Raw genomic sequence first — 26,313 nt, 5'->3', positions numbered from 1 at the left:
TAATTACTTTGTTATGCTTATAAAAAACCCCGTTCTTGCGGGGTTTTTTATGGAATTTTGCTGGCAAAATAAATGCCATGCTCACTCTACAGCAGCGCATAGCATGTGCATGTTTGTGCTTGATTTCTACAATGCAATTTCAACCTGATGAATTTTCCAGCCCTGTTCATTGTGCATAACCACCGACTGCTTTTGCTGTCCACCGGAGCTGGGGTTGCAAATGTCAGTTTGCTCATAGGTTAAATAAGCTATATTCCCTTCAATCCGTTCCTGAGTTAGGCGTATTTTTTTACACTTGGCAACTGACTGTGAAACCTTCTGGTACATCTGAATGACCTGTTCACGACTTTTTTTCATTTGCTGCATGTATTGAGGAATTTTTGATTCTACTTCAGCCCGTTTGGCATTGGAGAAGTAAATTTTTTCTTCCTCATAAGCAATCCCATGAATAACTTTATCATTGTACTGTTCATACACAGTACTGGGCTTCTGTGAAGCAGAAGGGGTGGAATCTGTGCTGGTGCAAGCAGTCATTAACAGCCCGCACCCCGCTAAATAAATTACTAACTTCAAAAAACTAAACCTTCGTATCAAGCAATAGGTAACAATCAGGCAGGCTGCTCAATAAAGCGCTTACGCCAGTTCGGGAAAAATTTGCCAATAGCTGCATCCATGCACCAGGCTGGGCCAATCAGCAAAAATTGCAGATCTTTAAAGAAAGATGGCTTTTTACCTTCTACTTTGTGGCCATAAAACTGTCCAATCCATGCAACCACAAATAACCCGACAAAAAAGCCTGCACCAATAGGTAACCAGTTAATAAGTAAAACCATCAAGAGCATCAGGACACTCATCGCCATGAGCAGGGGCAGTGATAAACGGGCATAAAACAATAAGGTTAAGGCAATCAGGACAATCGTCATGACTGTGCTTAAATGCCAGCTAAAGCCAACAATAGAAAATAAAATGGCAGGTACACATAACCAGTGAATACGCTTATTAGTTAAATTGCGGTGGCTTTCACTGTATTCATCTAGCCATTGCTGAAGATTGCGCATGAGCATAGTCCCTTAATTTTCATGACTTCCTGACAATGCCATAACTACAATGGCAAAGCAAGATAAAATATTTCAATGTCTTGATTTAAAATACTGATTCAGAAATATTAAAGCCACCCGGAGGTGGCTAGATGACTTTACAGCGCTAGAGGGTAAGATTAAGGCCCTTCCACACGCTCAATAGTCACGTTACCAGTACCTGAACTGGCAATGCCTAATTTGTTGGCAGCAGCGTAAGACAGATCCAGTACACGGTTACCATGGAATGGACCACGGTCATTTACCTTTACCACAACACTTTTACCGTTATTCTTGTTGGTCACACGGATATAGCAGTTTAATGGCAGGCTGCGGTGTGCTGCAGTCATGGCATACATATCAAAGGTATCACCACTGGCAGTTTTGCGACCATGGAACTGACGGCCGTACCAAGACGCCATGCCAGTCTGGGTAAATTTACGGACTGCTTCTGAAGCCACAGCGCTTAGGCGATCAATAATGCCTGGCTCTTCATTGGCTTCAACGCGGGTAGGAATGTTTTCAGTTTTAACACGGCTACCTGCAGTTTCGGTAATGCTTAATGCAGTAACGATAGCTGGTTTGTTGGCTAGCGCGGCTACAGAAGAAGTATTCATTTTGAACAACGCTGAGCTAATGCTTTTTCCATCCTGATCCAATACGCGATTGGCCAGACTGGCAGACTCAGAACTGTTGTTTAATGGCTGGGCCTGTACCAGATCTGCATGGGATACAGTGCTGATAGCCAAACCAAGTGACAGGGTCAGTACAGAAAATACTGATTTTTGCATATGTTTAACGCTCCGGTGGGAACCTGATATGTTGTTTAATTGAACAAGCATAAAAAGGTTTCTTTGCCACGTTTAATCGTAAATGAATGTCATTGGTGGTGATCATAGTGACTAATTTAAATACTTGTCCAATAAAAAATAGCGTTCAGTTACAAAAACAATTGTTTTTAGCGTAAATTAGATCAAAAAATAACCAATAATGTAAGTAATTATTTCAAAAACCTGTCAAAGCCCTTATTTTTTCATTTTTGACAGGTTTCGTTAGGTAACTAATGTAATTTGCAATTAACAATTAACGGCTGATAATTTCTTCGCCCAGTTGCCAGACGGCAGTGGCATAGTTACGGCTGTAGTTATAGCGGGTTATAGTGATGTAATTGGGGTAGACCAGCCAGTAGGTCGGGCCAAATTCTTCCATAAGGCGTATACCGTTCACCATATCGAGGGGATCAAGCTTAACCGCAGGATTAAGCGGGGTTAATCCCAGTGTGGCAAATTCACCGGCCGGACGGGTTTTCTCTAACTGGCCATCAGGTGCTACAATTTGTGAATCATCCGGCCCACGGTAACTGGCGCGAAATCCAATAGGCTCATTGCGCTGCCAGCCATGAACTGCCATATAGTGGGCAATGGAACCAATGGCATCAACCGGGTTATTAATAATATCTGCTTTGCCATCTCCATTAAAATCGACAGCAAGCTTGCGGATGTTACTGGGCATAAATTGCGGATATCCCAGTGCTCCGGCATAAGAACCTACATAGCTTTCTACTGGCTGGCCCTGTTCCCGCGCCAATACCAATAAGGCGGCCAGTTCATCTGTAAAATAATCGGCACGGCGGGGATAGCCAAATGCCAGTGTAGATAGTGCATCAATGGTGCGAAAACTGCCTTTGTTTTGGCCATAGCCGGTTTCTACCCCCAGAATGCCCAGAATGATGGATTGTGGCACACCATATTGTTGCTCGGCGCGCCATAGCGCATCGCTGTACTGTTGCTTAAAACGCACGCCACGGCTAATGGTGGACTCTACCAGAAATTGCGGACGGTACTCATACCATTGCTTGCTTTCACCCGGGCGTGTCATGATGGACAAGATACGCTCAATGCGTTGTGCCGAATTCATGGCAGAATCAACTTCTGCATGGGAAAACTGATATTCAGTAACCATTTTCTGGCGAAAATTGGCATAGGCCGGATCAAGCAGGAAATCATTGGCACCTGCCACTGTACTGCTTAAGCTAGCAACCAAGGCCAGCAAACCGGTACGGTAATCCGTCAATGGGAGTGTGATGGAAAATGTTTTAAACAATGATTTAGCCAGTGAATTGTTGAACAGCAGATTTTTAAATAACATCGTTCTTTCCAAAAAAGCAAAAATACAAAATTAGCGATGAGTCTGAATGGATACCAGCAAGCCAAAGCCTGCCATTAAGGTAATAATGGCGGTACCCCCATAGCTCATAAAGGGTAAAGGTACGCCAACCACTGGCAAAATGCCACTCACCATGCCGGCATTGACAAATACATACACAAAAAAGGAAAGACCAATCGCACCCGCCAGCAGGCGCCCATAATTATGATTGCTGCGAAAAGCAATCTGAAAAGCACGAAAAATAATGCAGCAATACAGGGTCATCAACACCGCGACACCCAACAAACCAAATTCTTCGGAGAACGCGGCAATAATAAAATCGGTATGGCCTTCAGGTAAAAAATGTAAATGTGACTGGGTGCCATTTAAATAGCCCTTACCAAAAACGCCTCCCGAACCAATCGCTGTTTTGGACTGGATAATATTCCAGCCTGTGCCCAGGGCATCAGCTTCGGGGTCAATCAGGGTCAGCACCCGCTGCCGTTGATAATCATGTAGTAAAAACATCCAGGCCACGGGAATAATGGCTGCAAGGGCACCTACACAGGCCCCAATCATCCACCAGCGCAGGCCACTTAAAAACAGCACAAACATGCCGCTTGCCATGACTAGCAGGGAAGTTCCCAGATCGGGCTGTTCAGCAATTAAAAGCACAGGGATGCCAATCAGCATTAAGGTGACTACCACGGCTTTAAAAGTCGGTGGTAAGGGCCTGACGGATAAAAACCAGGCTGTCATCATGGGCATGGCCAGCTTCATGAATTCCGAAGGCTGCACACTGCCAAAGCCAGGAATATCCAGCCAGCGCTGCGCGCCCATACGCACTTCACCAAAAATCATCACGCCAATCAGCAGTACCAGCCCGCTGGCATAAAACCAGGGTGAAAAGGCCTGATAAATCTTGGGAGGCACTTGCGCCATCACCAGCATGACCACAAAGCCAATAATAAAACTGACCAGCTGGCGCATCACCAGCCCCATATCCTGTGCTGAGGCACTATACAGCACCACCAGCCCCATGCTGGCAATCAGCAGGAACAGCCCAGTAAGCCATGGATCGATATGCATGCGCTCCCAGCGGGTAGGACTGAGCTGCATATTGCTGCCATCCCGGGGGGCATAACGTAAAAAACGGTACTGCGGATTTTCTGCCATGAAGAAGTAGAACCACGAAGAAGTAAAACAAAATCAGGAGGGGAAATTGAGGCCAAATTTTAGCATACAACGGCCATGGGCTGAGAAAAGCAGCTTATTGATTTTTGCAGGCAGGATTTAAGCTAGGCTAAACATCAGGTCTAAAAAAGCCCGGCAATGGCCAGGCTCAAGGTGTTGCAGCAAAACTTGACAGTAAATTATTTTTGTACCAGCAGATGATCAAAATGTGTTGCTACCGCTTCAAGCTCAGCCTGGCTTAGGGCCGGAATCAGCTTGTCAATTGCGATATGAACAGCTTTGCCCACTGCACTGGTCGCCAGCTCAGCCGCTTTGCGTTTGATCAGGCCCAGATCCAGAGTCTTGTTATAATCAGTCATAAAATGCTTGATGATCTGGTCAGCAAACAGCTTGAACTGGGTGGTTAGCGCCTGACGCTGTTCTTTGCCCTGACCGGCATGTACGGCAGCAAAAGAGGCTTTTAACTGATTAACCAGATCATCCGGCAGTGCTGCACCAATCCGGCTATTGCCAGTATTGTCAACAAAAGTGCTGCTTTCCAGAAACTCCAGTGATTTCATCACCTGCTCATTAGGTGCTTTACCCAATAGTTGCTTGAGTAGAACACTAACGGTGCTGCGTACGTAACCTGCCAGTTTTTCGGCAGTGTCACGTTTTTCGCTGGCAGGAAATTGCTGAACCAGCTTAACCAGCAGGTTATCAATCAGTTCATCATTTAGTTTTAAAGAGATTTTATCGCGCAATGGATATTGTGGCTCGCTGCTACCGCGCTTGGATTTGGCCAGATCAATATCACTTTTTAGCTCATCAGATGGAATAATGCCAAAGTAACTCGTCATGAAAAACCTCCTAAAAATATCAATACAGGAATAAAAATTATTGTCGGGCTAAACGAATCGGTGAGGGTAGCCAGTCCAGATCAGACACACGACAGGGATTAATGTCCAGGCCACCGCGCCGTGTATAGGCGGCATACACCATTAAGCGTTCAGGCTGTAATTGCTGCCAGATATCTGCAAAAATCTGCTCAACACACTGCTCATGAAATCCGCTGTGCTGGCGGTACGAGATAATATAAGCGAGCAGGCTTGAATAACAAGGCTTAATACCCTGATATTTGATAAAAAGTGTGCCCCAGTCCGGTTGGCCAGTGACTGGGCAGTTACTTCTTAATAAATGCGAATACAGGCTTGTTTCAATCACTTGCCGATCTGCTGAGCTGTCCAGCTTTAGTAATGTGCGGTCTGGATGCACACTGAAACCGTCTGGTACAAGCGGGTCAAGACAAAAACCAACCGGCTGGCTGACCAACAGCGCATCAGCATCATAAAGCTCAAGCCTGACTGATGCATTGGCTATACGGCTAAGATCCTGTTCTACGCAGTCAATAAAGGCCTGAGTGGACGCAAAATTTTTAAAGTTAAGGCTATTGAAATACAGCTTCAATGACTTGGATTCAATTAAAAATTCTGAACTGGCTGGAATATGCAGGCGACCAATGGCGACCTGCGGCTTGTTGTGCAAATCCATCCACGACAGCTCGAAGGCATGCCACCAGTCCATGCCCTGAGCAATGCCGTGAATAGTGGCATAAGCCTGCCGTGAGGGCGCACGGGCAATGGGAAACAGAATTTCCGGGGCATATTCTGTGGGGTAACTGGTGGTTTGACCCAGCAGCGATTGTTCAACACTCATGTTTTAACCCATACTGTTTAATCAATATGTAAAGCCATACTCATTTTTGCACGATTACTCACGCATACCTGTACCACGAGCCAGCAGGCGATAGGCAAAAATATACAGCGCCACACAAAGGATGCTAATCGCAGCCAGCGAAGCCCACACGTTAACGTCACTCGCCCCTAAAATTCCATAACGGAAAGCATTGACCATATAAACAATAGGGTTGAGCAAGGATAGGTTTTGCCAGAACGGGCTTAACTGATCCATGGAGTAAAAAACACCACCCAGATAGGTTAGGGGTGTCAGCACAAAAGTTGGCACAATGGAAATATCATCAAATGAGCGGGCATACACCGCATTGATAAATCCACCCAGTGAAAACAGTACCGCGGTAACCAGCACGGTAAAGATCATGACAAAGGCGTGATGAATCGATAGCTCGGTAAAAAATAATGACAGCAGGGTCACAATAAAGCCAACCAGCAGCCCACGGGTAACTCCGCCAATCACATAGCCAATCAGGATAATATGATGAGGTACCGGGCTGGCAATCAGCTCTTCAATACTGCGCTGGAACTTCACACTAAAGAAACTGGACACCACATTGGAATAACTATTGGTAATCACTGCCATCATGATTAAACCGGGCACAATAAATTGCATGTAGCTGTAGCCATTCATTTGCCCGATGCGCGAACCGACCAAATTGCCAAAAATCACAAAATACAGGCTCATGGTAATGGCAGGCGGCAGCAAGGTTTGCGGCCAGATGCGCATAAAACGGCGGATTTCCTTAGTAACCAGAGTATTTAAGGCAATTTGTAATTGCTGGACGTTCATGCGTGTGCTCCAGCAGGCTTTTGATCAGCCAGATTCTTTTCAACCATATGAATGAACAACTCTTCAAGACGATTGGATTTATTGCGCATACTGGTTACCACAATGTCATGGCTTGCCAGCAGGGCAAACACATCATTCAATGCCAGACCTTTATCAATGCTAACTTCAACCGTTAAGGGATCAACCTGCCGGAAATGCATGCCCTGAATATTAAACGCAGGCCAGTCCATGACCGGTGCCTTTAAATCCAGCACAAACGTTTCTACTGATAACTGGCTGAGCAGGGTTTTAATGTCGGTGTCTTCCTTGATGACGCCTTTATCAATAATGGCAATGCGTCGGCACAACATTTCTGCTTCTTCCAGATAGTGCGTAGTTAAAATAATAGAAGTACCCTGATTATTAATCTCAGTTAAAAATTCCCACATGGAGCGACGCAACTCAATATCCACACCAGCAGTTGGTTCATCCAGAATGAGCAGGCGTGGCTCATGAATCATGGCCCGGGCAATCATCAGGCGGCGTTTCATACCACCGGAAAGCAGGCGCGATTGCACATCGTGTTTTTCCCATAACCCTAGCTTGTTTAAATATTTTTCGGCACGAATCTGTGCTTCTTTTTTGGGAATACCGTAATAACCAGCCTGTGTGACCAGAATATCAAACACTTTTTCAAACTGGCCAAAGTTAAATTCCTGTGGCACTACACCCAGACACTGCTTGGCCTGTGAAGGATGCGTATCCAGATCATGGCCAAAGATTTCCACATGTCCTGATGATTTGCGCGTTAGGGAACTAATGATGCTGATGGTGGTGGACTTGCCAGCACCATTTGGCCCAAGCAGTGCATAAAAATCACCTTCTTTTACGGTGAGATCAATACCTTTTAATGCTTCAAAGCCGTTTTTATAGGTTTTGGTGAGCTGCTTTAACACTAAAGCATCGGTCATGGAATTCTCTCAAATGACTGGTTAAGCACAGGGCATCTATTGTCAGTAATATTGCCAAAAAAGCCAAGACTTATCCGGTTCTATTTTATGGACGCTGCGTTGCAACATGTGCACTTCTTTTAAAAAGCTGGTTTGTTAAATCTGGCAAGTTGCACAGAAAACTAGCAATTAAAAAAGCAGTGCTTTACCAGCGCCTATTTTTTCCCTATGATGTGTCGCCTTATGCGCCCGTAGCTCAGCTGGATAGAGTACTGCCCTCCGAAGGCAGGGGTCGTGGGTTCGAATCCCGCCGGGCGCGCCATATCGCATTAAAAAATCAAATAATTATCCTTGTAGCTTCTATTGTGCTACGGTTTGATGGACTATTCTTATAAAAGTTGATTAATACAGCCTTTAAGTTGTACTTAATATTTTAGCTTGAACTATATGGTTACCTAAATACATATCCTGCCGTGTTCCTTTACATTAATTTTAAATAAAAGGTTGACCAACAGCTTCAATAAACGTATAAATGAGAAACCAATAGGTTAAGTGCTCTATAAAATAATATTGTTTCGTTAAGTCCGTCATTTCGTAGTTTTATTTTATAATCCTTCGTTTTCATAAGATTTTAGTTTCATAGATTATTTTTTGAGTAATAGATATGGCTCAAAACCATATTAATTTTTCAATGAGGATTATATTATGTCAAGTACTACTACTGGCGTTGTTAAATGGTTTAATGACACTAAAGGTTTTGGTTTCATTCAACAGGATTCTGGTCCTGATGTATTCGCTCATTACAGCGAAATTCAAAGCAACAGCTTCAAAAGCTTGAGCGAAGGCCAGCGTGTTCAGTTCAGTGTAACTGATGGTCCAAAAGGTCCACAAGCCAGCAAAATCGTTGTACTCTAAGTTTTAAAACTTCAATTCTGTAGACATCAGGTTTACAGGATTTGATCTAAAAAACCTCCATTAAATAGTGGAGGTTTTTTTATGCCTAAGATTACTCAGGTAACCAGTCTTAGCATTATTTTTATTTTCTAAATTTTTAAACGAAGTACTAAAGGGCTAACAGCTACTGATCAGATTTTATATTCGTTAGTGTTGTGTACTGTGCTGATAGGTTTGTACGTGTTTTTCAGCTTGAGCCAGTGCATGATGCAAGCCTGTAGAGGGATGTCGCAGGGCATAGCCGATTGACGCCTTAACATCAACGTGTTGCAGGGTTTGCCTGATATAATGAAAAAAATCATCGGCTTTGGCTTTGTCCAGCGTGATATTCAAAATAGCGATTTCATCCTCTCTTAATCGTGCCAGTATATCGTGATCATGCAATATTTTTTTTAACGCAACTGTAGCGCGTTTAATTAAGGCATTACTTGCGGCTTTACCTTGCGTTTCATTGATTTCCTGCCAATTATCCATTTTAATCGTATAAATAGCCGAAGGATGACCATGCCTGCGGCTACGTTCTTCCTCGGCATTAATTAGGCGATCCCATGCCCGTCGGTCATAGAGCTGGGTAACGTCGTCGATGAGGGATTCCACTTGCAGGCGTTCAAAATAGCGAGTGTACTGGGTACGCTGTAATTCATTTTGCAAAATGACACTAAGCAGGTTACTCAGCAGATCAATCAGTTCCTGTTCCTGCCTGATGGATTCAGGCTTGGGCTGGGGATCTATGGCGCATAAAGTGCCAAATAGCTCACCATTTTCCCGAAGTAGGGGAAAGCCAATATAAGCCTTAATAGGCACCATTTTGGCTATAGGTGCAGTTGCATACAGTTCAATGTCATCAGAGCAGGGGGCAATGCGGGGTGCCATTCCCTGCACCATGTGTGAGCAAAATGAATCGGCCCAATGAAATACCTGCCCCGGTTTTACCTGATAGCCATGATCTTCAGACTGCAATACAATCCAGTCATCCCCTTCGGTGCGAGTGATCATCCATAAATCAAAATCCAGACGCTGATGCAAAAAGTTGAGTACTGCACGACCTGCATCTTCAAAGCTTGCGGATAATTGAAAATTCATTGTATTACTCAACTGACAGGCTTGTGAATGCAACAATAAGTAGGGCTAGGCTACTTCGTAGGGTATAACCCGGTTCTAATAAAGTTTTATAAGAAATTCTTCTATAAATAAGTATAAGTTTGGCAATTTATTCATCACATTGGTTAACCAACCCTAATATGTTTAAGATAAGTTGAACAGTCGCAACAGGATAGCAGTTTGCCACTGAGCCTATATTTTAGGCTTAAGCCTTAGCGTTGCTGTTGTTCCAGTATCAGGTCTTCCAGCTCTACACGCTGTTTGATACCGCCAACGATACCCGTACCTTCAGCCATAGGTTTATATAATGTACCGCTGGTTTGCGATGCCGGTGGCGGGTCCTGAATCATGATTTTGTGTCCAGCGCGGCCAGCCAGGGCATTGGTTAAGCGGGAAGAAATCCGGTGAGAAGCCAGCGCAAGTTTTGCTTTGTAACCCACAGCTATTTCTTTTTTGGGATGGCGAATGGCTTTTACCACAGCGTTGATAATTTTATCGGGATGATCCAGAGCAATCATGCGTGGCGACTTGCCACTATAGTTGGCCGTGTGATTAAACCACGGGGTGTCTGCTGCAAAAGGCATGATAGTAGTAACATGAATATTGCGCTCATTATTAACCTGTAATTCCTGATTAATGGCGGCATCAAGGCCGACAATGGCATGTTTGGACGCGGTATAACTGGCGTAGTAGGGTAGCGGTACTTTACCCATCACTGATGCAATATTAATCAGTGAGCCATAGTGCTGTTGGCGGAACTGACGCATGGCATAATAGCTGCCATACAAAGTGCCATTCAAATTAACATCCATAAGACGCTTATGATCTGCAAGCGGGACCTCATCAAAGCGGCCAAATGCGCCCACGCCTGCATTGTTAATCCATACATCAATATGCCCAAAGCTGTTTAAGGTACGCTGCGCCAGACGCTCAACATCCTGTTCACTGGCAACATCTGTGGTTACTACCAGTGCATTGCCCCCTAGCTGCCTGCATTATTGTGCGATCTCTTCCAGAAGCTGGGTACGTCTTGCAGCCAGTACTACAGTAGCGCCTTCACTGGCCAGTTTTAGGGCAATACCCTTGCCAAAACCACTGGATGCACCTGTTATGACAATTACTTTATGATGTAATGTATTACTGGCTGCATGTACAAACGAGCACAAGCACAACAATAGTACCAGTAGCAAAAACTTAAATCTGCGTGAAATTAATCTGGGTAATACTTGCTGAGAATTGGGAATAAGCCAGAAATAAGAAAAACGGGGCATTGAGGCACTCCATCAGACCTACTGGTGCTGTAGTAAATAGTCTGAAGTATGCCGGAGTAAGAACAAATTATTTTGCTTAAATTATAAACAACTCTGTTACAGCTTGTTTTTTACCAGCCAAGTTTATTAAAATCAGTGCTAAATGGCTGGCATGCTTATATTAATAAAATAATAGAAATTTGCCACTACTCCCAAATTTCTATTCATTAAAAAGACAATCATGGCCCTACAAAAAGTTATCAAGCTTGCTATTTTTCTGGTGATTGCCCTTGTTGTGTTCAATGTCCTTAAAAAGCAATCCTTTTTTAAAACAGAACCGGGAAAGATCTCATCGGATACAGTGGCTGCCAGTAATAGCAATCAGGGTGCAGATGAAATCCAGATCCAAAATGAGCAAATTAAGGCACAAATGCACCGGCTGACTTCTAGCGCATCGGCACAATACATTGCGGGCTGCATGAAAACCCCGGCAGGCTGCAAGTGCTATGATGCCAAAGCCAAGCCAGTTAAGGTAACAGCCAGTATTTGTGCGCAAAACGTGCGGGATGCCAGCGGTAACCAACATAAGGTATTTAACACAGGCAATAACTAAGAAGGCTAAAAACTCTAGCCTTATCTTGCTCAAAAATAATAATTCAAAAGAGATAATCTAAATATAGAACGTAAAAACAGTTATCTGAGATATTTATGCAGGTCTTTTTGGAGTTGTGCACTTGAAGGAATCTGGGCATAGCGAATGACAGCATAACCTGCTTCATTGAGCATGGCATCACGAGCGGCGTCCTGTTGCTCACGGCCTTTATGACTACTGTCATCCAGTTCAATAATTGCCACGATATTAAGATTTTGGTCGCATAAGACAAAATCGGCAATCTTGCGGTTAAACTGACTGCGGGTATAAAAGCCTTTGGTGGTTAAAATGGCAGAAAAACTGACTTGCGGAAAAATATAAGCGCGAGGCAGGGCTTGTTGCATAATCTGGAAAAACTGTTGTTCACGGCGGGTTAAAATGGCTTTGGCATGAATTGGTGTATGTTGCTGTTTGGGTTTCCTGTTTTTGCTAGCCAGCGCAATTAGCACTATAAAAATGGCAATCCCAATAATCCACCATAAGCTCATTGTTTGATTCCTAAAAAATTTCAATTAGCCATAAAAAAATCCCCGCTTATTAGGCAGGGATTTTTAGAATTTTGGCTCTCCAACCTGGGCTCGAACCAGGGACACACGGATTAACAGTCCGTTGCTCTACCGACTGAGCTATTGGAGAACAGTTGGTGATGCGCATTTTAGGCAGCAACACGTTAGGGGTCAAGTCCTTTTAATGAAATAAACAGTTGATTGCTTAAATCATGAGCGCAAGTGAATCATTAAGACCACAAGCGGCTCTATTTATCTTTAAAACAGGATTATTAACTGTACAACAAAGCCATAATACCAGCGGAATAGCCATAAAAAAGCCCCATCATTAATGACAGGGCTTTTTCAAATACACAGTTAAATTACTTGCCAGTTGCCTGATCTGCTGCAACAGATTCAATCGCAGCATTCAATGCGGCTGGATCAATACTGTCTACCGCTTCTTTAATGCGGTTTAGGGCATCTTCGAGCACGCTGTCAGCAGTAGCGTAAGAAATACGCATATAACCACCTAAACCAAATGCATCACCCGGTACAACTGCAACGCCAGTTTTGTTCAGCAACCATTCAGAAAATTCGGTGCAGGATTTTAAACCCAGCGCACGAATAACCGGACGAATAGACGCATAGGCGTAAAATGCGCCGTCGGCATCCAGACAGCTAATGCCGTTAATCGCATTTAAGCCATTAACTACCAGATCATGACGACGCTTAAACGCTGCAATCATGGGTTGCAGCACATCTTGTGGGCCATTTAGTGCAGCTTCAGCAGCAACCTGACTGATTGAAGTCGGGTTAGAAGTTGATTGCGATTGTACTTTGGTCATGGCTTTGATGATGCTTGCCGGACCAGCCGCATAACCAATACGCCAGCCAGTCATGGCATAGGCCTTGGAGACACCATTGAGTACCAGTGTGCGGTCATACAGGTCAGGCGCAACATTCACGATATTATAGAACGGGCCAGACCAGCGAATTGGCTCATACATATCGTCAGAGGCAACATACACCTGTGGATGGCGGCGCAGCACTTCTGCCAGTGCTTCCAGCTCTTCTTTGGTATAAATCATGCCAGTCGGGTTAGACGGGCTGTTCAATACCAGCAGACGGGTTTTTGGCGTGATGGCCGCTTCCAGTTGTTCCGCGGTAATCTTGAAGCGCTGTTCTTCACCGCATTTCACAATAACCGGCACGCCTTCAGCAATGAGCACCATGTCCGGATAGCTCACCCAGTACGGTGCAGGAATAATGACTTCATCACCCGGATTGATAAACGCCAGCGCCAGATTGAAAAAGCTTTGCTTGCCACCGCAAGATACCAGAATCTGGTTAGCGGCATAATCAAGGTTATTGTCACGCTTGAACTTGGCAATAATGGCTTTTTTCAGGCCGGGTGTACCGTCTACAGCAGTATATTTGGTAAACCCGTTATTGATGGCCGCAATGGCAGCATCCTTAATGTGCTGTGGGGTATCAAAGTCTGGCTCACCAGCACCAAGGCCAATAATGTTATGGCCTGCGGCTTTCAGCTCAGCTGCTTTATTGGTGACAGCAAGAGTCGGTGAGGGCTTGATAGAGTTAACACGGTCAGACAGACGTACGTCCACGGCAGGGGTTCCTTCTTTTGGGGAATTGAACACAAAAAATCGGGTTATTCTAGCTGATTTTGCAAGGCGTTTGGCCGGATATTAAAACTAATTTTTAATTCCTTTGCACTGTGCCAGCGTTGTTTGGGACGATTTAGGCTATTTAAACAGTATTTTTATGCATGACCTGAAAATATTCAGCCATCAGTTTATGTGCCCATGATTTTCCGTGCCAGCCCTGCTGATAGGCACAGTGGCTACCTTTACGGGTTTTAACCACAATGATATTGGGCATTTGCTGAATATCAGCCAGATAAGGCTTAAGATTTTGAATATTACAGACCGGATCATCCTCTGCATTTAGCAGCATTACAGGACAGGTAACCTGTTGAAAAACCTTCATGGGGTTGGTGGCATCTGAATAATCTTCATAACTGTTAAACCCGGAAAACTCATAGACCTTTTGATGAAAGGACACCAGATCTTTGGCATTTTTAAGATATTCAAGGGTTGATAGCTGCTGTAGCTTGTTCTGGTGTGGTTCGATAAAGGTTTTAATTAATTTTTTGGCCATGTATTTGCTATACAGCGGATGACAATATTTAAAGCCTTCATCCGTGTTGTAGCCGGGACAAAAAGCAAAAGCAGCTTTAAACCGGGCATTTTGCTGTTCTTCACCCAGATAACGGATCAGTAAACCTGAACCTGCCGAAGAACCCACGGCATACAGTGGCGTTTGTGGGAAAAGTTGCTCAATACGAGCCAGTTGTTCCCTTAAATCCTGGGTAGAACCAAAAATATTAAAGCGCGGTGGATCGAACTCAAGCTCGGCATGTCCACGCCGCACCGCAACCACCACACGCCAGCCGGTATATTCATGTAAATCCCGCACCATGTTTTGCATACTACGGGGGCTACCGGTTAGCGTATGCAAAATAACAAGGGTTGGGGTAGAAGCTGGCAGATTATAGCCATACCAAGCCAGCCCGGATTTGCCACCATCTGCCATGATCAGGGTTTCAACATGATCATAAACCAGCGGCTTTTCCAGCTTTTTCTGAAGCTCAAGATACATGAGCTGGACATGGGTATTGGCAAGCCAGAATGTAGGTCGATAACTTTGCTGTAACTGTTTGATTGAGTGAATCAGATTTTTATTTTCTGGTGTTGGCTTATAAAAAAGCGCGAGTTCAGAATGATTGTTGTTTTTGAGAAACTGTGGAAATGAAGCTAACAGATTGGCTATCGCTGACATCAAAAAGTCCTCGTGCTACATCTTAAAAAAATTACAGCTTGTTTAATATTCATTTAATTATGCAATTTGTTGCATAGATCGTCAATTCAGCAGTTGAACACTGATAAGTCATTTTTATAATGCCTGACTAAACTGAACATAAAGTTTGAACTGTTCCTGAAAAGTGAATTTTTTATGCCATATGCAACAATTTTACAGTTTGGTCAGCAAAAGGTTTAAACTAGGCACAGTGATTAATGATAGGTTGTTTAAGATGAGCAAGCCCGCCAAACGACAGGTTGCCCAGTTGCCATTTCCCATGCCACAGCGCGATGAGGAAAATGAAGAAACGCTAGAGCAGGTGCGTCCCAAGCCTAAGCGTTATGCGGATCGTACTTTTATGCCACCAGCAGGCACCAGACGCTCAATGGGCAAGCGTTAATAATAGTGGCAGGTTTTTAGGCGCAGGTGATTATTAAGGGTTACTTCTGTAGTAGCCCTTTTTTTACATTAATCCCATCACCCCAGTCACAATCATATCCACCGCAATCGTGCCAATCAGCAGGGCAGACAGCCTGCCCACAATCTCAATATAACGATCAACATAACGTGCATAGCGTGCTTTAAGGTTATCGTGAATATATTTAAATAAAATCAGCATACTACAGGTTAAAACCATGGTGGCGGCAATCACGGTTGCTGCTCCGGCAATACTAAGGCTGCTGCCAATTACCACCGAAGCACTAATGGTTCCCGGCCCAATCATAAAGGGCATGGCCACACTGCCAGCCAGATATTCGGGTTTTCCGCGCGTAGATTCCAGTGTGTCAGCGCCCTCAAACACATAGCGCACCCCGATAATTAAAAAGATAATTCCGCCAAAAATCTGAAATGATTCAAAGCGAACATGCAAGAAGCGGTTAAAAATTGCTTCACCGCCATATGAGAATAATAGGAATACCACACTACTGATTAACGCACCCTGAACCAGCACTTTACTAAACTGCGCCAGCGATAGCTGACGGATCATACCCAGTAGGTAAATGCTCATTAAAAACGGGTTTAGCAATGAAAAAAACAAGGCAAATGAGGTAAAAAATTGCTCGGACATCCGGTCTCCTGCCTGAATTTTAAGTTGAGGTTATTTTATAACGAGTTGACCTGTGAGCTGGGGCGCTTTATTTACCTGTTTGGTTGGCGGGTTGTTTTAAGCTTGTAAGAAACACGGCTATGCACTTGCAAAAGCTTTCTAAAAATAGATAGCAAAATTTTAAAAAGCTTTTACAGTTAGCGGGGATGACTGCTTTAAAAGCAATGTGTTCGTTAAGACTTGCCTTAAATCCCCAATTACATTTAGCAGTATTTATAGCCTTGATTTTTCAGTCTAAAGCCTTATTTATTAGTGTGATCTGGCTGAATATAAAGAGTTAAAATACAATGCGTGAACCCACCAAGATGCGCTCTTTGGATGAGCTGAACCATGTGGCAACCCAGATTCAGGAGCAGGCATTGCAACGCGGTGTCAATCTTTCTGGCACACAAATATTAGATAAGCCGTTTGATTTAAAGACCGACTTCGAGCCAGCCGGTGACCAGCCGCAAGCCATTGAAAAACTGGTGCGCGGCGTCAATGATGGTTTAAAGGGCCAGCTACTGCTGGGTGTAACGGGTTCCGGTAAAACCTACACCATGGCCAATGTCATTGCGCAAACCCAGCGTCCGACCATCATCATGGCGCATAACAAAACGCTAGCCGCGCAGTTATATGGTGAGTTCAAGGCATTTTTCCCCAATAATGCGGTGGAGTATTTCGTCAGTTATTACGACTACTACCAGCCAGAAGCCTATGTGCCATCCTCTGATACCTTTATTGAAAAAGATTCGGCGATTAATGATCATATCGACCAGATGCGTTTGTCTGCCACCCGTTCGCTGCTAGAGCGCCGTGATGCCATTATTGTCGCGTCTGTATCGGCTATTTATGGTCTAGGTGATCCTGAAGCTTACTTAAAAATGCTGCTGCATATTGTGCAGGGGGATCGTATTGACCGCGATGCGCTTATTCGCCGTCTGGTGGAAATGCAATACACGCGCAATGAGCTGGAATTTACCCGGGGTACATACCGGTTGCGGGGTGAGATTCTGGATATTTTTCCGGCTGAATCTGAGCAAATGGCGGTACGTATTGAAATCTTTGATGATGAAATTGATTCCATTCGCTGGTTTGATCCGCTCACCGGTAAACTGGTACGAAAAGTCCCGCGTATTACCATTTATCCAAAAAGCCATTATGTCACGCCCAAGGAAAATCTGGAGCGGGCAGTTGGTACGATTAAAACCGAACTGGCCGAGCAACTGGAATTTTTTAAGTCGCAGGATAAATTGCTGGAAGCGCAGCGCATTGAGCAGCGCACCAAATATGATATTGAGATGATCCAGCAGCTTGGTTATAGCAATGGCATTGAAAACTACTCCAGACATTTGTCGGGCAGGCCAGCCGGTGAAGCGCCACCTACTTTGTTTGACTATGTGCCTGAAGATGCCCTGCTGATTATTGATGAGTCGCATGTATCGGTGCCACAAATTGGCGCAATGTATAAAGGTGACCGCTCGCGCAAGGAAAATCTGGTTAACTATGGCTTTCGTTTGCCTAGTGCGCTGGATAACCGCCCAATGAAATTTGAGGAATGGGAGCGTATTGCACCGACCACTATTTTTGTCAGCGCAACACCCGCCCGTTATGAGCTGGAACATAGCCAGCAAATTGTGGAGCAGGTGGTACGCCCAACCGGCCTGGTTGATCCGCAAATTGAAATCCGGCCCGTGCTGACTCAGGTGGATGATGTATTGTCTGAAATCAACCTGCGTAAAAATATTAATGAACGGGTGCTGGTCACCACCTTAACCAAGCGTATGGCCGAAGACCTCACCAGTTACCTGAAAGAGTACGGCATCAAGGTGGCGTATCTGCATTCCGATATTGATACCGTAGAGCGGGTCAAGATTATTCATGAGTTGCGTACTGGCGTGTATGATGTGCTGGTAGGGATTAACTTGCTGCGTGAAGGTCTGGACATGCCGGAAGTGTCACTGGTGGCCATTCTGGATGCTGACAAGGAGGGCTTTTTGCGTTCGGATCGTTCCCTGATTCAAACCATTGGCCGCGCCGCGCGTAACTTAAATGGTAAGGCTATTTTATATGCCGACCGCATGACGGATTCCATGCAGCGTGCAATTGATGAAACAGACCGGCGTCGTAACAAGCAAATTGAGTTTAATGAAAAGCATGGGATTACACCGCGTAGTGCAATCCGTCAGGTTATCAAGGAAATTGATACCGGTGAGGTGTATGAAGAAGACCAAATTGATGCCAAGCTGCACAAGCATATTGCACTGTCCAGTGATGATCAGCATTTGCTGGCCGATCCAAAGCTGTTTGCCAAGCACATCAAAAAGCTGGAATCTGAGATGAACAATATGGCCAAGCAGTTGCAATTTGAGCAGGCTGCCCGTATTCGGGATGAAATTACCCGTTTAAAAGCGCAGTTGTTGTATTGATTGTAAGCTTAAAAAGAGCCACTCAATTGAGTGGCTTTAATATGTTGGGCTTTAGGTCGTTTTATACTTGGTCAGCTTATCGAGATAACCCATGATAAAAGCTGAAATCACAAAGGTCATGTGAATAATCACATACCACATCAGTTTATCATTGGGTACATTTTGGGCATCCATAAAAATACGCAGCAAATGAATTGAGGAAATTGCCACAATAGACGAGGCCACTTTCATCTTGAGTGAGCTGGCATCCATTGTTCCAAGCCAGCTTAACTTCTCCTGACCTTCGGCAATATCCAGCGTGGAAACAAAGTTTTCATAGCCGGAAAACATGACCATGACAATCAGTCCACCGACCAGTGCCATATCAATCAGTGACAGGATGACCAGTACCAGATCGGCTTCAGAGGTTGATATGATGTATGGCAAAACATGAAAAACTTCCTGAAAAAACTTGATAGCCAGCATCAGCAGCGCTAGCGACAAGCCAAAATAAACCGGAGCAAGTAACCAGCGGGTTGCATACATGGTTTTTTCTATAAATTTTTCCATTAACGCCAAATACTCAATACTAAAAACAATAGGGCGCTATTCAAGCCTGAAAGCGTTCTGGTTTCAATCATTATTTAAGCGTAATCGAACAAAAACTAGCCCTAAAATAGTATACAAAAAACGTCAGGGAATTCATTGGATTCTTACAGCGCGCTGGCATAAGGTGAGGCTAATCAAATTTTTAGCAGTTATCAATTTACTGTTATAAGCAGCCAAGCCCGGCTGAGGAGACTTTAGATGACAGGCACCAAAACAGTTTCATCCCATAAATTGCTCAAACGTGGTGCCATGGTACTGCTGGGTTTTGCAGTACTTGGCTCGGTTGCAGTGGCAGCACCAGCAAATAAGCCGCAAACGGTCAGTCAGGTGGAATTAAACCGTTATCTGGGCACATGGTATGAAATTGCCCGGTTCCCGATGTATTTTCAGCGCAAGTGTGCCAGCGATGTCACCGCAACCTATGGCTTGCAAGCCAATGGCAATGTATCCGTATTAAACCAGTGCCGTAAAGCTGATGGTGAAACCATGGCATCACAAGGTGAGGCCAAGGCTGTGGACCGTACCAATAGCAAGCTTAAAGTGAGTTTCCTGCCAGATGGTTTGCGCTGGATTCCATTTACCAAAGGCGACTACTGGATTATTAAGCTGGATGATAATTATCAAACGGCATTGGTTGGTGCACCCAACCGTAACTATTTATGGATTTTATCCCGCACTCCAACGCTGGATGAGCAAACCTACCAGCAATATGTTGAGGCGGCCAGACAGCAGGGCTTTGATACCAGCAAGCTGATGCGCACATCACACACGCGTTAGGCTTTTAGTACGCTTAAAACAGGAATATGCCATATAAGCCCACGGTATATTCCTGTTTTTTATTTAAATAATTTAAAAATTAGAAGCCGGTTAAAACCAATAGAAATTAATTTTAGTTTTCAGCAAAAAACCGAATGTTTAGCGACTCGTTTTGTAACTGTAAACGAATTTGTTAACATAATATGACCAAAGCCTGCGTTAGATTTTATAAACTACTGGTTTGCTTATACATTTAATCTGATTTTACACAAAAAGCAGGGTAGTTTCCCGTAGATGATTACAAGCTGACTTTATATATTAAAGTTGTTGTAACACGCATCATCGTGGTGTTTTTAGCGTGGATGATGCAGCACCAAGTCGTTATTGTGAAATAAACCTGAAAATAAATTGGAGAAATCTCATGATTAAAGTGACTATCCAGCCTAAGTCAGGACAGCTGGTTACACGTACCATGATTACACTACTGGCTTCAGCAATTGATTTGGTAGAAGGACTTGCCTTTAGCCATACAGAAGATGACCTCAAACATGCTGATAATCATGCCAGTTAAGTGTCTTGTATTTTAAGTCGCTGTGGCTTGGTTACAGGAGGTTTTGGTTTAGTGTTAAGGACCCATCATTCTATAGGCTAGGTTTAAGATCAAGGTAATGAATGCCTTATCATCACTTGTAGATGAATGAAGGCATTCATTACCTTGACTTTCATAATCTTGTTTATTGTTTTAAATTTAACCATTATTCTAGTTATGCGTTAATCCATCTTAATAAATCGCTGTTGGATCACATTAAAAATTCTAAAGTTAGTAGACTGGCAAAACTTCTTGCTTATTTATCCGTTAGCAACATTTTCAGGCAGGCAATTTTCCATTACAATATGCGCCTTTAAAACTTGCCTGCTGCTATTACTGTGATGGCAGCTAACCCCAAAGAGGAAGCCTCCGTGAGCAAAGAGACCATCGTTGCCCTGCATAGCGAACATTTTGGCCGCTGGAAAAATCGCGAAGAAATTGCTGAACGCATGATTGCCTTAATTGGACAGCTTTACCGTGAAAAAGACATTATTATTACGGTGTATGGTCGCTCACTGATCAATCGCTCTGTGATCCAGATTTTAAAAGCACATCGCCGTGCGCGCATGATTGCTGTTGAGCTGTCTGTGGTAGACACCATGCCTCTGCTGGAAGCACTGGTAAAGTTTGACAACATTGCAAGCTGTGAAGTTGATCTGGGCAAACTGGCTGCTGACTACGAGCAAAAAGGCGGCGATATTAATGAGTTTCTGCAAGCTGCCCTGACACCAGTAGCAGGCAACAAGTGCGAACCAAAAACCAGAGACGTGGTTCTGTATGGTTTTGGCCGTATTGGTCGCATTCTAGCCCGTTTGATTATTGAACAAACTGGCGTTGGCCGTGGCTTAAGCCTTAAAGCTATTGTGGTGCGCAAATCCAGCGAAAACGATTTGTCCAAGCGTGCTTCCTTACTGCGTCGTGATTCCATTCACGGTTCGTTTGAAGGCACCATTTCCATTGATGAAGAAAATGAAGCCATTATTGCCAATGGTAATTACATCAAGGTGATTTATGCAGGCAGCCCGGCTGAGGTGGATTACACCCAGTATGGTATTGATAATGCACTGCTGATTGATAACACTGGAAAATGGCGTGATGCCGAAGGTCTGGCCCAGCACCTGAAATGCCCTGGTGTTGCCCGTGTGATCCTGACTGCACCCAGCAAAGGCGAAATGAAGAATGTAGTGTATGGCGTCAACCATAGCGACATTATTGATTCTGACCAGATTATCAGTGCGGCAAGCTGTACCACCAATGCCATTACACCAGTACTAAAAGTCATTAATGACAAGTACACGGTTGAAAATGGCCATGTGGAAACAGTTCACTCATTCACCAATGACCAGAACCTGATTGATAACTATCACAAGGCTGACCGTCGTGGTCGTGCTGCCACCCTGAACATGGTGATTACCGAAACTGGTGCAGCCAAAGCGGTTGCCAAGGCACTGCCGGTATTAAAAGGCAAGCTGACCGGTAATTCGGTACGTGTTCCAACGCCAAACGTATCACTGGCGATTTTGAACCTGAATCTGGCGCAGGAAGTATCTACCGAAGAAATCAACGAATATATCCGCCTGATTTCCTTAAACTCCAACCTGCAAGGCCAGATTGGTTATACCAATTCAACCGAAGTGGTGTCTTCTGACTTTATTGGTTCACGTACTGCTGGTGTGTATGATGCGCAAGCCACCATTACCAGTGGCAACCGTGTGACCCTGTATGTCTGGTATGACAATGAAGTTGGCTATAGCTGTCAGGTTCTGCGTATCGCCGAGCAAATGGCAGGTGTGGTTTATCCGCATATTCCTGTAGATAGCGTTAGCGTTTAAGCAACGTTTATGTGTTGAGAAAAACCCGGCTTAGGCTGGGTTTTTTTATGCAATTATCTGATGCAGTAACAATTTTTTTAGAATGGTTAAAGCAAGCGGTTGATTATGGCTTTAAAATGATTGCTAATAATTAACCAGTTCAAATAATCTGCAATCTAAAATGATAAATCAATCTGTTAAAAAGATAATCTTTACCATTATTGGTAGTCTATTCATCTGTGTCGCCAATGCTGCCACTGGCCACTACTACCTGCATGGCATTACCGAAGTGGGTTCCGAGATGCGACTATATCCTGACGGTAACTATCAGGCCATTTTAGTGTATGGCGCTACAGATATTGAGTCCAGTGGAACATGGCAGCAAAAAGACAATATCATTAAGCTCCAGCCCAATGAACAACAGCAGTCAATTTTTAAGGACCTGAAACTTATCCTGCAACAGGATAAACTGTATCCGCAGGATTCACCCTTAAGTGAAGGTTATTATCAAAGCGAATAGGAATATAAAAGTACAGGGCTAGGCCTTAAGTATTCAAGCCTAAAACAGCCTTAAAAACCTTAGGCAGCTTTTATACAGGTCGCTGCTAAACTGTGGCATAATATTGTGCTTTTTTATCAGGTGGAGAATATAGTCATGCGCTTTGTCGATGAAGCCGTAATTTCGGTACAAGCTGGCGACGGTGGCAATGGCGTGGCCAGTTTTCGCCGTGAAAAATTTATTCCGTTTGGTGGCCCTGACGGTGGTGATGGCGGCAAGGGGGGCGATATCCTGCTCATTGCCGATGATGATGCCAACACACTGGTCGATTACCGCTATACCCGCAAATTCCGTGCCGAACGTGGCAAAAACGGGCAGGGTGCCAACTGTTCTGGTCGTGGTGGTGCAGATGTTGTGCTCAAAGTGCCTGTAGGGACAACTGTGGTTGATGTGGCTAGTGGCGATGTCATTGGCGACATGATCGAAGATGGCCAGCGTCTGCTGGTTGCTGCGGGTGGACAGGGTGGCTTGGGCAATACCCATTTTAAATCTTCCACCAACCGTTCACCGCGCCAATGCACCAAGGGTGATACTGGCGAAACGCGTGAAATTCGCCTTGAGCTAAAAGTACTGGCCGACGTTGGTTTGCTGGGTATGCCAAATGCAGGCAAGTCCACTTTTATTCGCTCAGTGAGTGCAGCCAAGCCCAAAGTGGCCGATTATCCATTTACTACACTGGTGCCAAACCTTGGGGTAGTGGATGTAGACCGTCACCGCTCCTTTGTCATGGCCGATATTCCCGGTCTGATTGCCGGTGCTGCTGAAGGGGCAGGTTTGGGTATCCGCTTTTTAAAGCATCTGGCGCGAACCCGTATTTTATTACACATTGTTGATGTGCAGCCGATAGATGGTTCAGACCCGGTACAAAACGCCAAGGCCATTTTTAATGAGTTAAAAAAATTCTCGCCCGCACTGGCTGAGTTACCAGTCGTGCTGGTACTCAACAAGCTGGACCAGATTCCGGAAGAAACTCATAATGAATGGTGTACCCATATTGTGGGTGAACTGGGCTGGACTGGGCCAGTATTCCGTTGTTCGGGCTTAACCGGTGAAGGCACCCGTCAGATTGTTTATTACCTGATAGACCAGATTGAGCAGGAACGTGAACTGGAAGTAGAAGATCCAGACTTTGCACAGGCTAAGAAAGAATTCCGTGAGCGTCTGGAACAGGAAACCCGTGAAAATTCACTGGCTGCCAAGGAAGCTTATAAGGAAGCCCGTCGTGCGGCACGTCAAGGTGGAGATGATGACGACGATGATGATTGGGATGATTTTGATGAAAGCGGCATGGAAAATATTTACGTCCGCTAGGTAAAAAAACCGGTTAATTTGATTTTGAGTGTAAACATGTCGTTGCTACAGCAAGGCAATCAGCGTCAGCTTCAGTGTAAACGCGTTGTCATAAAAATTGGATCGGCTTTACTCACTGCCAATGGGCAGGGTCTGGATCATCAGGCCATAAATCATTGGGCCGCTCAGGTTGCCATGCTGCATGAGCAGGGCATTGAAGTGATTCTGGTGTCTTCTGGTGCTGTTGCAGAAGGCATGGTGCGCATGAAAATTAGTGCGCGTCCTGATGATTTGCCAGCTTTACAGGCCTGTGCGGCCATTGGCCAGATGGGCCTGATTCAGGCTTGGGCTGGTGCGTTGCTACAGCACCAGATTCAAACGGCGCAGGTTTTGCTCACCCATGATGACCTTGCTGATCGCCGTCGTTACTTAAACGCTGGCGATGCCTTGCTGCGTTTAATCAAATGGCGTGTGGTGCCAGTGATCAATGAAAATGACACTGTTGCCACAGATGAAATCCGTTTTGGTGACAACGATACGCTGGCTGCCATGGTAGCCAGTCTGATTGGTGCTGACTTGCTGATTATTCTAACGGATCAGGAAGGCATGTTTGACCGTGATCCACGTAAGGATGCCAGCGCCACATTGCTGTCTACCGTGCGGGCCATGGATGAAAGCCTGCTGGCAATGGCAGGTGGTGGCGGTGTGCTGGGGCGTGGTGGCATGGTCACCAAAGTGCGTGCTGCACGTTTAGCCGCAAAATCCGGTTGTCCTACACTGATTACCAGTGGTCAAACCAGCAATGTACTATTGCGTCTGGTACAGGGCGAGGCACTGGGAACCTTACTGACCGCGGATGAAGACCGCATCACGGCCCGTAAGCAATGGCTGGCTGCGCATTTGCAAACTGCCGGGCGTCTGGTACTGGATAACGGTGCCGTAGAAGCCATTCAGGTGAAACATCGCAGCTTGTTACCGGTGGGTGTGCGTCAGGTTGAGGGGCATTTTGAACGTGGCGATGTGGTAGAGTGCGTTAATCTGAATGGTGAGCGCATTGCCGTTGGCCGGGTTAATTTCAGCTCGCAATCGGCACGACAGGTCATTGGCCAGCCCTCCGAGCGGGTGCATGAAATTCTGGGCGAGAACCGTTCGGTAGAAATGATTCACCGGGATCATATGGCGATTTATTAAGCCGCTATTTTTATATTTTAGCCTGATGCAATACCATGCCTTGCAGCACCATAAGCTGGCGGATATCACTGAAACCAGCATGTTGTAGGGCAGCAAAGTGTTCGTCAATACTCATATACAGTTGGTTATTTTGCATGCCACTGATGCCATGGGCATCCATGCCTGCATAATGATCACATACCAGAAAAACACCACCGGGTCTTAAAAGCTGTTGTACCTGCTTAAATAAATTTACTGTATACCGTTTATGACGTAATTCATGCATAGCCTGCATGGTTATCACCACATCAAATTTCCCCAAGCCTGCTGTCCAGTGATTCTCCTTAAAGCTGCGTTCAATAAATTGCACTTTATGCCCATGGCTGTTCAGTCGCTCTTGCGCCAGTTGATGCATGGCTTCAGAAAAATCCAGCGCACCATACTCATCCACTGTAATGCACTCCAGTATATGCTGTGCTAAAAATCCCGGCCCAGAACCCAGTTCCAGAATACGCGGATTGGTATGCTGAGTAGCAAAAGCGTTGAAAAAATCAGTGCGTGCTGGACGTTTTTGCAGGGCAGTATCGGCCCATGCTTTGGCATCGCTCATCTGGCGTAAATCAATGGGACTTGCAACATCGAGGTTTTGAGTCATGGGTATTATTTAAAGATTAAATTTTTATACACCCAGTTATAGATTATAAGTAGAAAACAGCCAATATATGATTAAGTTTTAAAAATAATTATTAATGGTATTAAGCAAGTGAGGTAAGCATTCAAAGCCAATAATTGATCCAGCAGGTTTCTAACAAATAAGACTTAATTGATAAAAACAGGAGTTG

At 44.7% G+C, this 26,313-nt stretch carries 26 protein-coding genes, 2 tRNA genes and 1 pseudogene; 11 read left to right on the top strand and 18 right to left on the bottom strand.

The window, feature by feature from the left end:
- Nucleotides 1–126: 126 nt before the first annotated feature.
- The 9 genes from BKE30_RS08835 to BKE30_RS08795 form a co-directional block, all read right to left on the bottom strand.
- Complete coding sequence (locus BKE30_RS08835; RefSeq protein WP_076878216.1) at nt 127–534, bottom strand: hypothetical protein; 408 nt, start codon at nt 532–534, stop codon at nt 127–129.
- Between the two features lie 74 nt (nt 535–608).
- A complete protein-coding gene (locus tag BKE30_RS08830; RefSeq protein ID WP_076878256.1) occupies nt 609–1,058 on the bottom strand; it encodes an Mpo1 family 2-hydroxy fatty acid dioxygenase in 450 nt (149 codons plus the stop codon).
- Nucleotides 1,059–1,216: 158 nt separating this feature from the next.
- Nucleotides 1,217–1,867, bottom strand: coding sequence for a septal ring lytic transglycosylase RlpA family protein (locus BKE30_RS08825; RefSeq protein WP_076878215.1), 651 nt, complete (start codon nt 1,865–1,867; stop codon nt 1,217–1,219).
- 292 nt (nt 1,868–2,159) lie between these two features.
- Nucleotides 2,160–3,161 carry a lytic murein transglycosylase B gene (gene mltB, locus BKE30_RS08820; protein ID WP_076878255.1) on the bottom strand — a complete coding sequence of 334 codons (1,002 nt, stop codon included), beginning with the start codon at nt 3,159–3,161 and terminating at the stop codon, nt 2,160–2,162.
- 93 nt (nt 3,162–3,254) lie between these two features.
- Entirely contained in the window at nt 3,255–4,397 is a 1,143-nt protein-coding gene (gene rodA, locus BKE30_RS08815) for a rod shape-determining protein RodA (protein WP_076878214.1), read from the bottom strand.
- A 197-nt stretch (nt 4,398–4,594) separates the two neighbouring features.
- Nucleotides 4,595–5,254 carry a hypothetical protein gene (locus tag BKE30_RS08810; protein ID WP_076878213.1) on the bottom strand — a complete coding sequence of 220 codons (660 nt, stop codon included), beginning with the start codon at nt 5,252–5,254 and terminating at the stop codon, nt 4,595–4,597.
- A gap of 37 nt (nt 5,255–5,291) precedes the next feature.
- A complete protein-coding gene (queF, locus tag BKE30_RS08805; protein WP_076878212.1) occupies nt 5,292–6,110 on the bottom strand; it encodes an NADPH-dependent 7-cyano-7-deazaguanine reductase QueF in 819 nt (272 codons plus the stop codon).
- Nucleotides 6,111–6,164: 54 nt separating this feature from the next.
- Complete coding sequence (locus BKE30_RS08800; RefSeq protein ID WP_076878211.1) at nt 6,165–6,938, bottom strand: ABC transporter permease; 774 nt, start codon at nt 6,936–6,938, stop codon at nt 6,165–6,167.
- Nucleotides 6,935–7,888 carry an ABC transporter ATP-binding protein gene (locus BKE30_RS08795; protein WP_076878210.1) on the bottom strand — a complete coding sequence of 318 codons (954 nt, stop codon included), beginning with the start codon at nt 7,886–7,888 and terminating at the stop codon, nt 6,935–6,937. The genes BKE30_RS08800 and BKE30_RS08795 overlap by 4 nt, the downstream gene beginning before the upstream one ends.
- 224 nt (nt 7,889–8,112) lie before the next feature.
- Between BKE30_RS08795 and BKE30_RS08790 the strand changes: the two genes are divergently transcribed.
- Nucleotides 8,113–8,189 (top strand) — tRNA-Arg (locus BKE30_RS08790).
- Between the two features lie 383 nt (nt 8,190–8,572).
- Nucleotides 8,573–8,782 carry a cold-shock protein gene (locus BKE30_RS08785; RefSeq protein WP_076878209.1) on the top strand — a complete coding sequence of 70 codons (210 nt, stop codon included), beginning with the start codon at nt 8,573–8,575 and terminating at the stop codon, nt 8,780–8,782.
- Nucleotides 8,783–8,968: 186 nt separating this feature from the next.
- On the opposite strand, the gene BKE30_RS08780 is transcribed toward BKE30_RS08785, so the two are convergent.
- The gene (locus tag BKE30_RS08780) at nt 8,969–9,904 is read right to left on the bottom strand and encodes a sensor domain-containing diguanylate cyclase (protein WP_076878208.1); all 936 of its coding nucleotides are present in this window, start codon (nt 9,902–9,904) and stop codon (nt 8,969–8,971) included.
- Nucleotides 9,905–10,134: 230 nt separating this feature from the next.
- Nucleotides 10,135–11,193, bottom strand: a pseudogene (locus BKE30_RS08775) (SDR family NAD(P)-dependent oxidoreductase).
- Nucleotides 11,194–11,413: 220 nt separating this feature from the next.
- On the opposite strand from BKE30_RS08775, the gene BKE30_RS08770 reads away from it, so the two are divergent.
- On the top strand, nt 11,414–11,785 hold the full coding sequence (locus BKE30_RS08770; RefSeq protein WP_076878207.1) for a hypothetical protein: 372 nt from the start codon (nt 11,414–11,416) through the stop codon (nt 11,783–11,785).
- Between the two features lie 80 nt (nt 11,786–11,865).
- Here BKE30_RS08770 and BKE30_RS08765 read toward each other — a convergent pair whose 3' ends face one another.
- The 4 genes from BKE30_RS08765 to BKE30_RS08750 form a co-directional block, all read right to left on the bottom strand.
- Complete coding sequence (locus BKE30_RS08765; protein ID WP_076878206.1) at nt 11,866–12,312, bottom strand: DUF2726 domain-containing protein; 447 nt, start codon at nt 12,310–12,312, stop codon at nt 11,866–11,868.
- A 72-nt stretch (nt 12,313–12,384) separates the two neighbouring features.
- A tRNA-Asn gene (locus BKE30_RS08760) sits at nt 12,385–12,460 on the bottom strand.
- A gap of 232 nt (nt 12,461–12,692) precedes the next feature.
- Nucleotides 12,693–13,937, bottom strand: coding sequence for a pyridoxal phosphate-dependent aminotransferase (locus BKE30_RS08755; protein ID WP_076878205.1), 1,245 nt, complete (start codon nt 13,935–13,937; stop codon nt 12,693–12,695).
- A gap of 142 nt (nt 13,938–14,079) precedes the next feature.
- Entirely contained in the window at nt 14,080–15,171 is a 1,092-nt protein-coding gene (locus tag BKE30_RS08750; protein WP_083698513.1) for a YheT family hydrolase, read from the bottom strand.
- 253 nt (nt 15,172–15,424) lie between these two features.
- Between BKE30_RS08750 and BKE30_RS16200 the strand changes: the two genes are divergently transcribed.
- Nucleotides 15,425–15,592 carry a hypothetical protein gene (locus BKE30_RS16200; RefSeq protein WP_198938062.1) on the top strand — a complete coding sequence of 56 codons (168 nt, stop codon included), beginning with the start codon at nt 15,425–15,427 and terminating at the stop codon, nt 15,590–15,592.
- A 63-nt stretch (nt 15,593–15,655) separates the two neighbouring features.
- Here the strand turns inward: BKE30_RS16200 and BKE30_RS08745 are convergent, their stop codons facing one another.
- Nucleotides 15,656–16,261, bottom strand: coding sequence for a MarC family protein (locus BKE30_RS08745; RefSeq protein ID WP_076878203.1), 606 nt, complete (start codon nt 16,259–16,261; stop codon nt 15,656–15,658).
- Between the two features lie 326 nt (nt 16,262–16,587).
- Between BKE30_RS08745 and uvrB the strand changes: the two genes are divergently transcribed.
- Nucleotides 16,588–18,708 carry an excinuclease ABC subunit UvrB gene (gene uvrB, locus BKE30_RS08740; RefSeq protein WP_083698512.1) on the top strand — a complete coding sequence of 707 codons (2,121 nt, stop codon included), beginning with the start codon at nt 16,588–16,590 and terminating at the stop codon, nt 18,706–18,708.
- 51 nt (nt 18,709–18,759) lie between these two features.
- On the opposite strand, the gene BKE30_RS08735 is transcribed toward uvrB, so the two are convergent.
- Nucleotides 18,760–19,257: a TIGR00645 family protein gene (locus BKE30_RS08735; RefSeq protein WP_076878202.1), complete on the bottom strand. Its 498-nt coding sequence runs from the start codon at nt 19,255–19,257 to the stop codon at nt 18,760–18,762.
- Nucleotides 19,258–19,545: 288 nt separating this feature from the next.
- Here BKE30_RS08735 and BKE30_RS08730 point away from each other — a divergent pair, with 288 nt between their 5' ends.
- From BKE30_RS08730 to proB, 6 genes are all read left to right on the top strand, one after another.
- A complete protein-coding gene (locus BKE30_RS08730; protein WP_076878253.1) occupies nt 19,546–20,073 on the top strand; it encodes a lipocalin family protein in 528 nt (175 codons plus the stop codon).
- A 400-nt stretch (nt 20,074–20,473) separates the two neighbouring features.
- The gene (locus BKE30_RS16010) at nt 20,474–20,623 is read left to right on the top strand and encodes a hypothetical protein (RefSeq protein WP_158073179.1); all 150 of its coding nucleotides are present in this window, start codon (nt 20,474–20,476) and stop codon (nt 20,621–20,623) included.
- A 389-nt stretch (nt 20,624–21,012) separates the two neighbouring features.
- On the top strand, nt 21,013–22,473 hold the full coding sequence (locus BKE30_RS08725; protein WP_076878252.1) for a glyceraldehyde-3-phosphate dehydrogenase: 1,461 nt from the start codon (nt 21,013–21,015) through the stop codon (nt 22,471–22,473).
- A gap of 160 nt (nt 22,474–22,633) precedes the next feature.
- Complete coding sequence (locus tag BKE30_RS08720; RefSeq protein WP_076878201.1) at nt 22,634–22,972, top strand: hypothetical protein; 339 nt, start codon at nt 22,634–22,636, stop codon at nt 22,970–22,972.
- A gap of 135 nt (nt 22,973–23,107) precedes the next feature.
- On the top strand, nt 23,108–24,322 hold the full coding sequence (cgtA, locus tag BKE30_RS08715) for an Obg family GTPase CgtA (RefSeq protein WP_076878200.1): 1,215 nt from the start codon (nt 23,108–23,110) through the stop codon (nt 24,320–24,322).
- A 36-nt stretch (nt 24,323–24,358) separates the two neighbouring features.
- Nucleotides 24,359–25,492 (top strand): glutamate 5-kinase, encoded by a 1,134-nt coding sequence (proB, locus tag BKE30_RS08710; RefSeq protein WP_076878199.1) that lies wholly within the window; start codon nt 24,359–24,361, stop codon nt 25,490–25,492.
- 10 nt (nt 25,493–25,502) lie between these two features.
- Here the strand turns inward: proB and BKE30_RS08705 are convergent, their stop codons facing one another.
- Nucleotides 25,503–26,126, bottom strand: coding sequence for a class I SAM-dependent methyltransferase (locus BKE30_RS08705; protein ID WP_076878198.1), 624 nt, complete (start codon nt 26,124–26,126; stop codon nt 25,503–25,505).
- Nucleotides 26,127–26,313: the final 187 nt, after the last annotated feature.

It is taken from the genome of Alkanindiges hydrocarboniclasticus (assembly GCF_001982605.1).
Taxonomy (GTDB): Bacteria; Pseudomonadota; Gammaproteobacteria; order Pseudomonadales; family Moraxellaceae; genus Alkanindiges; species Alkanindiges hydrocarboniclasticus.
Note: the sequence above shows the minus strand (reverse complement) of the source record. Positions and strands in the feature narration are given on the sequence as shown.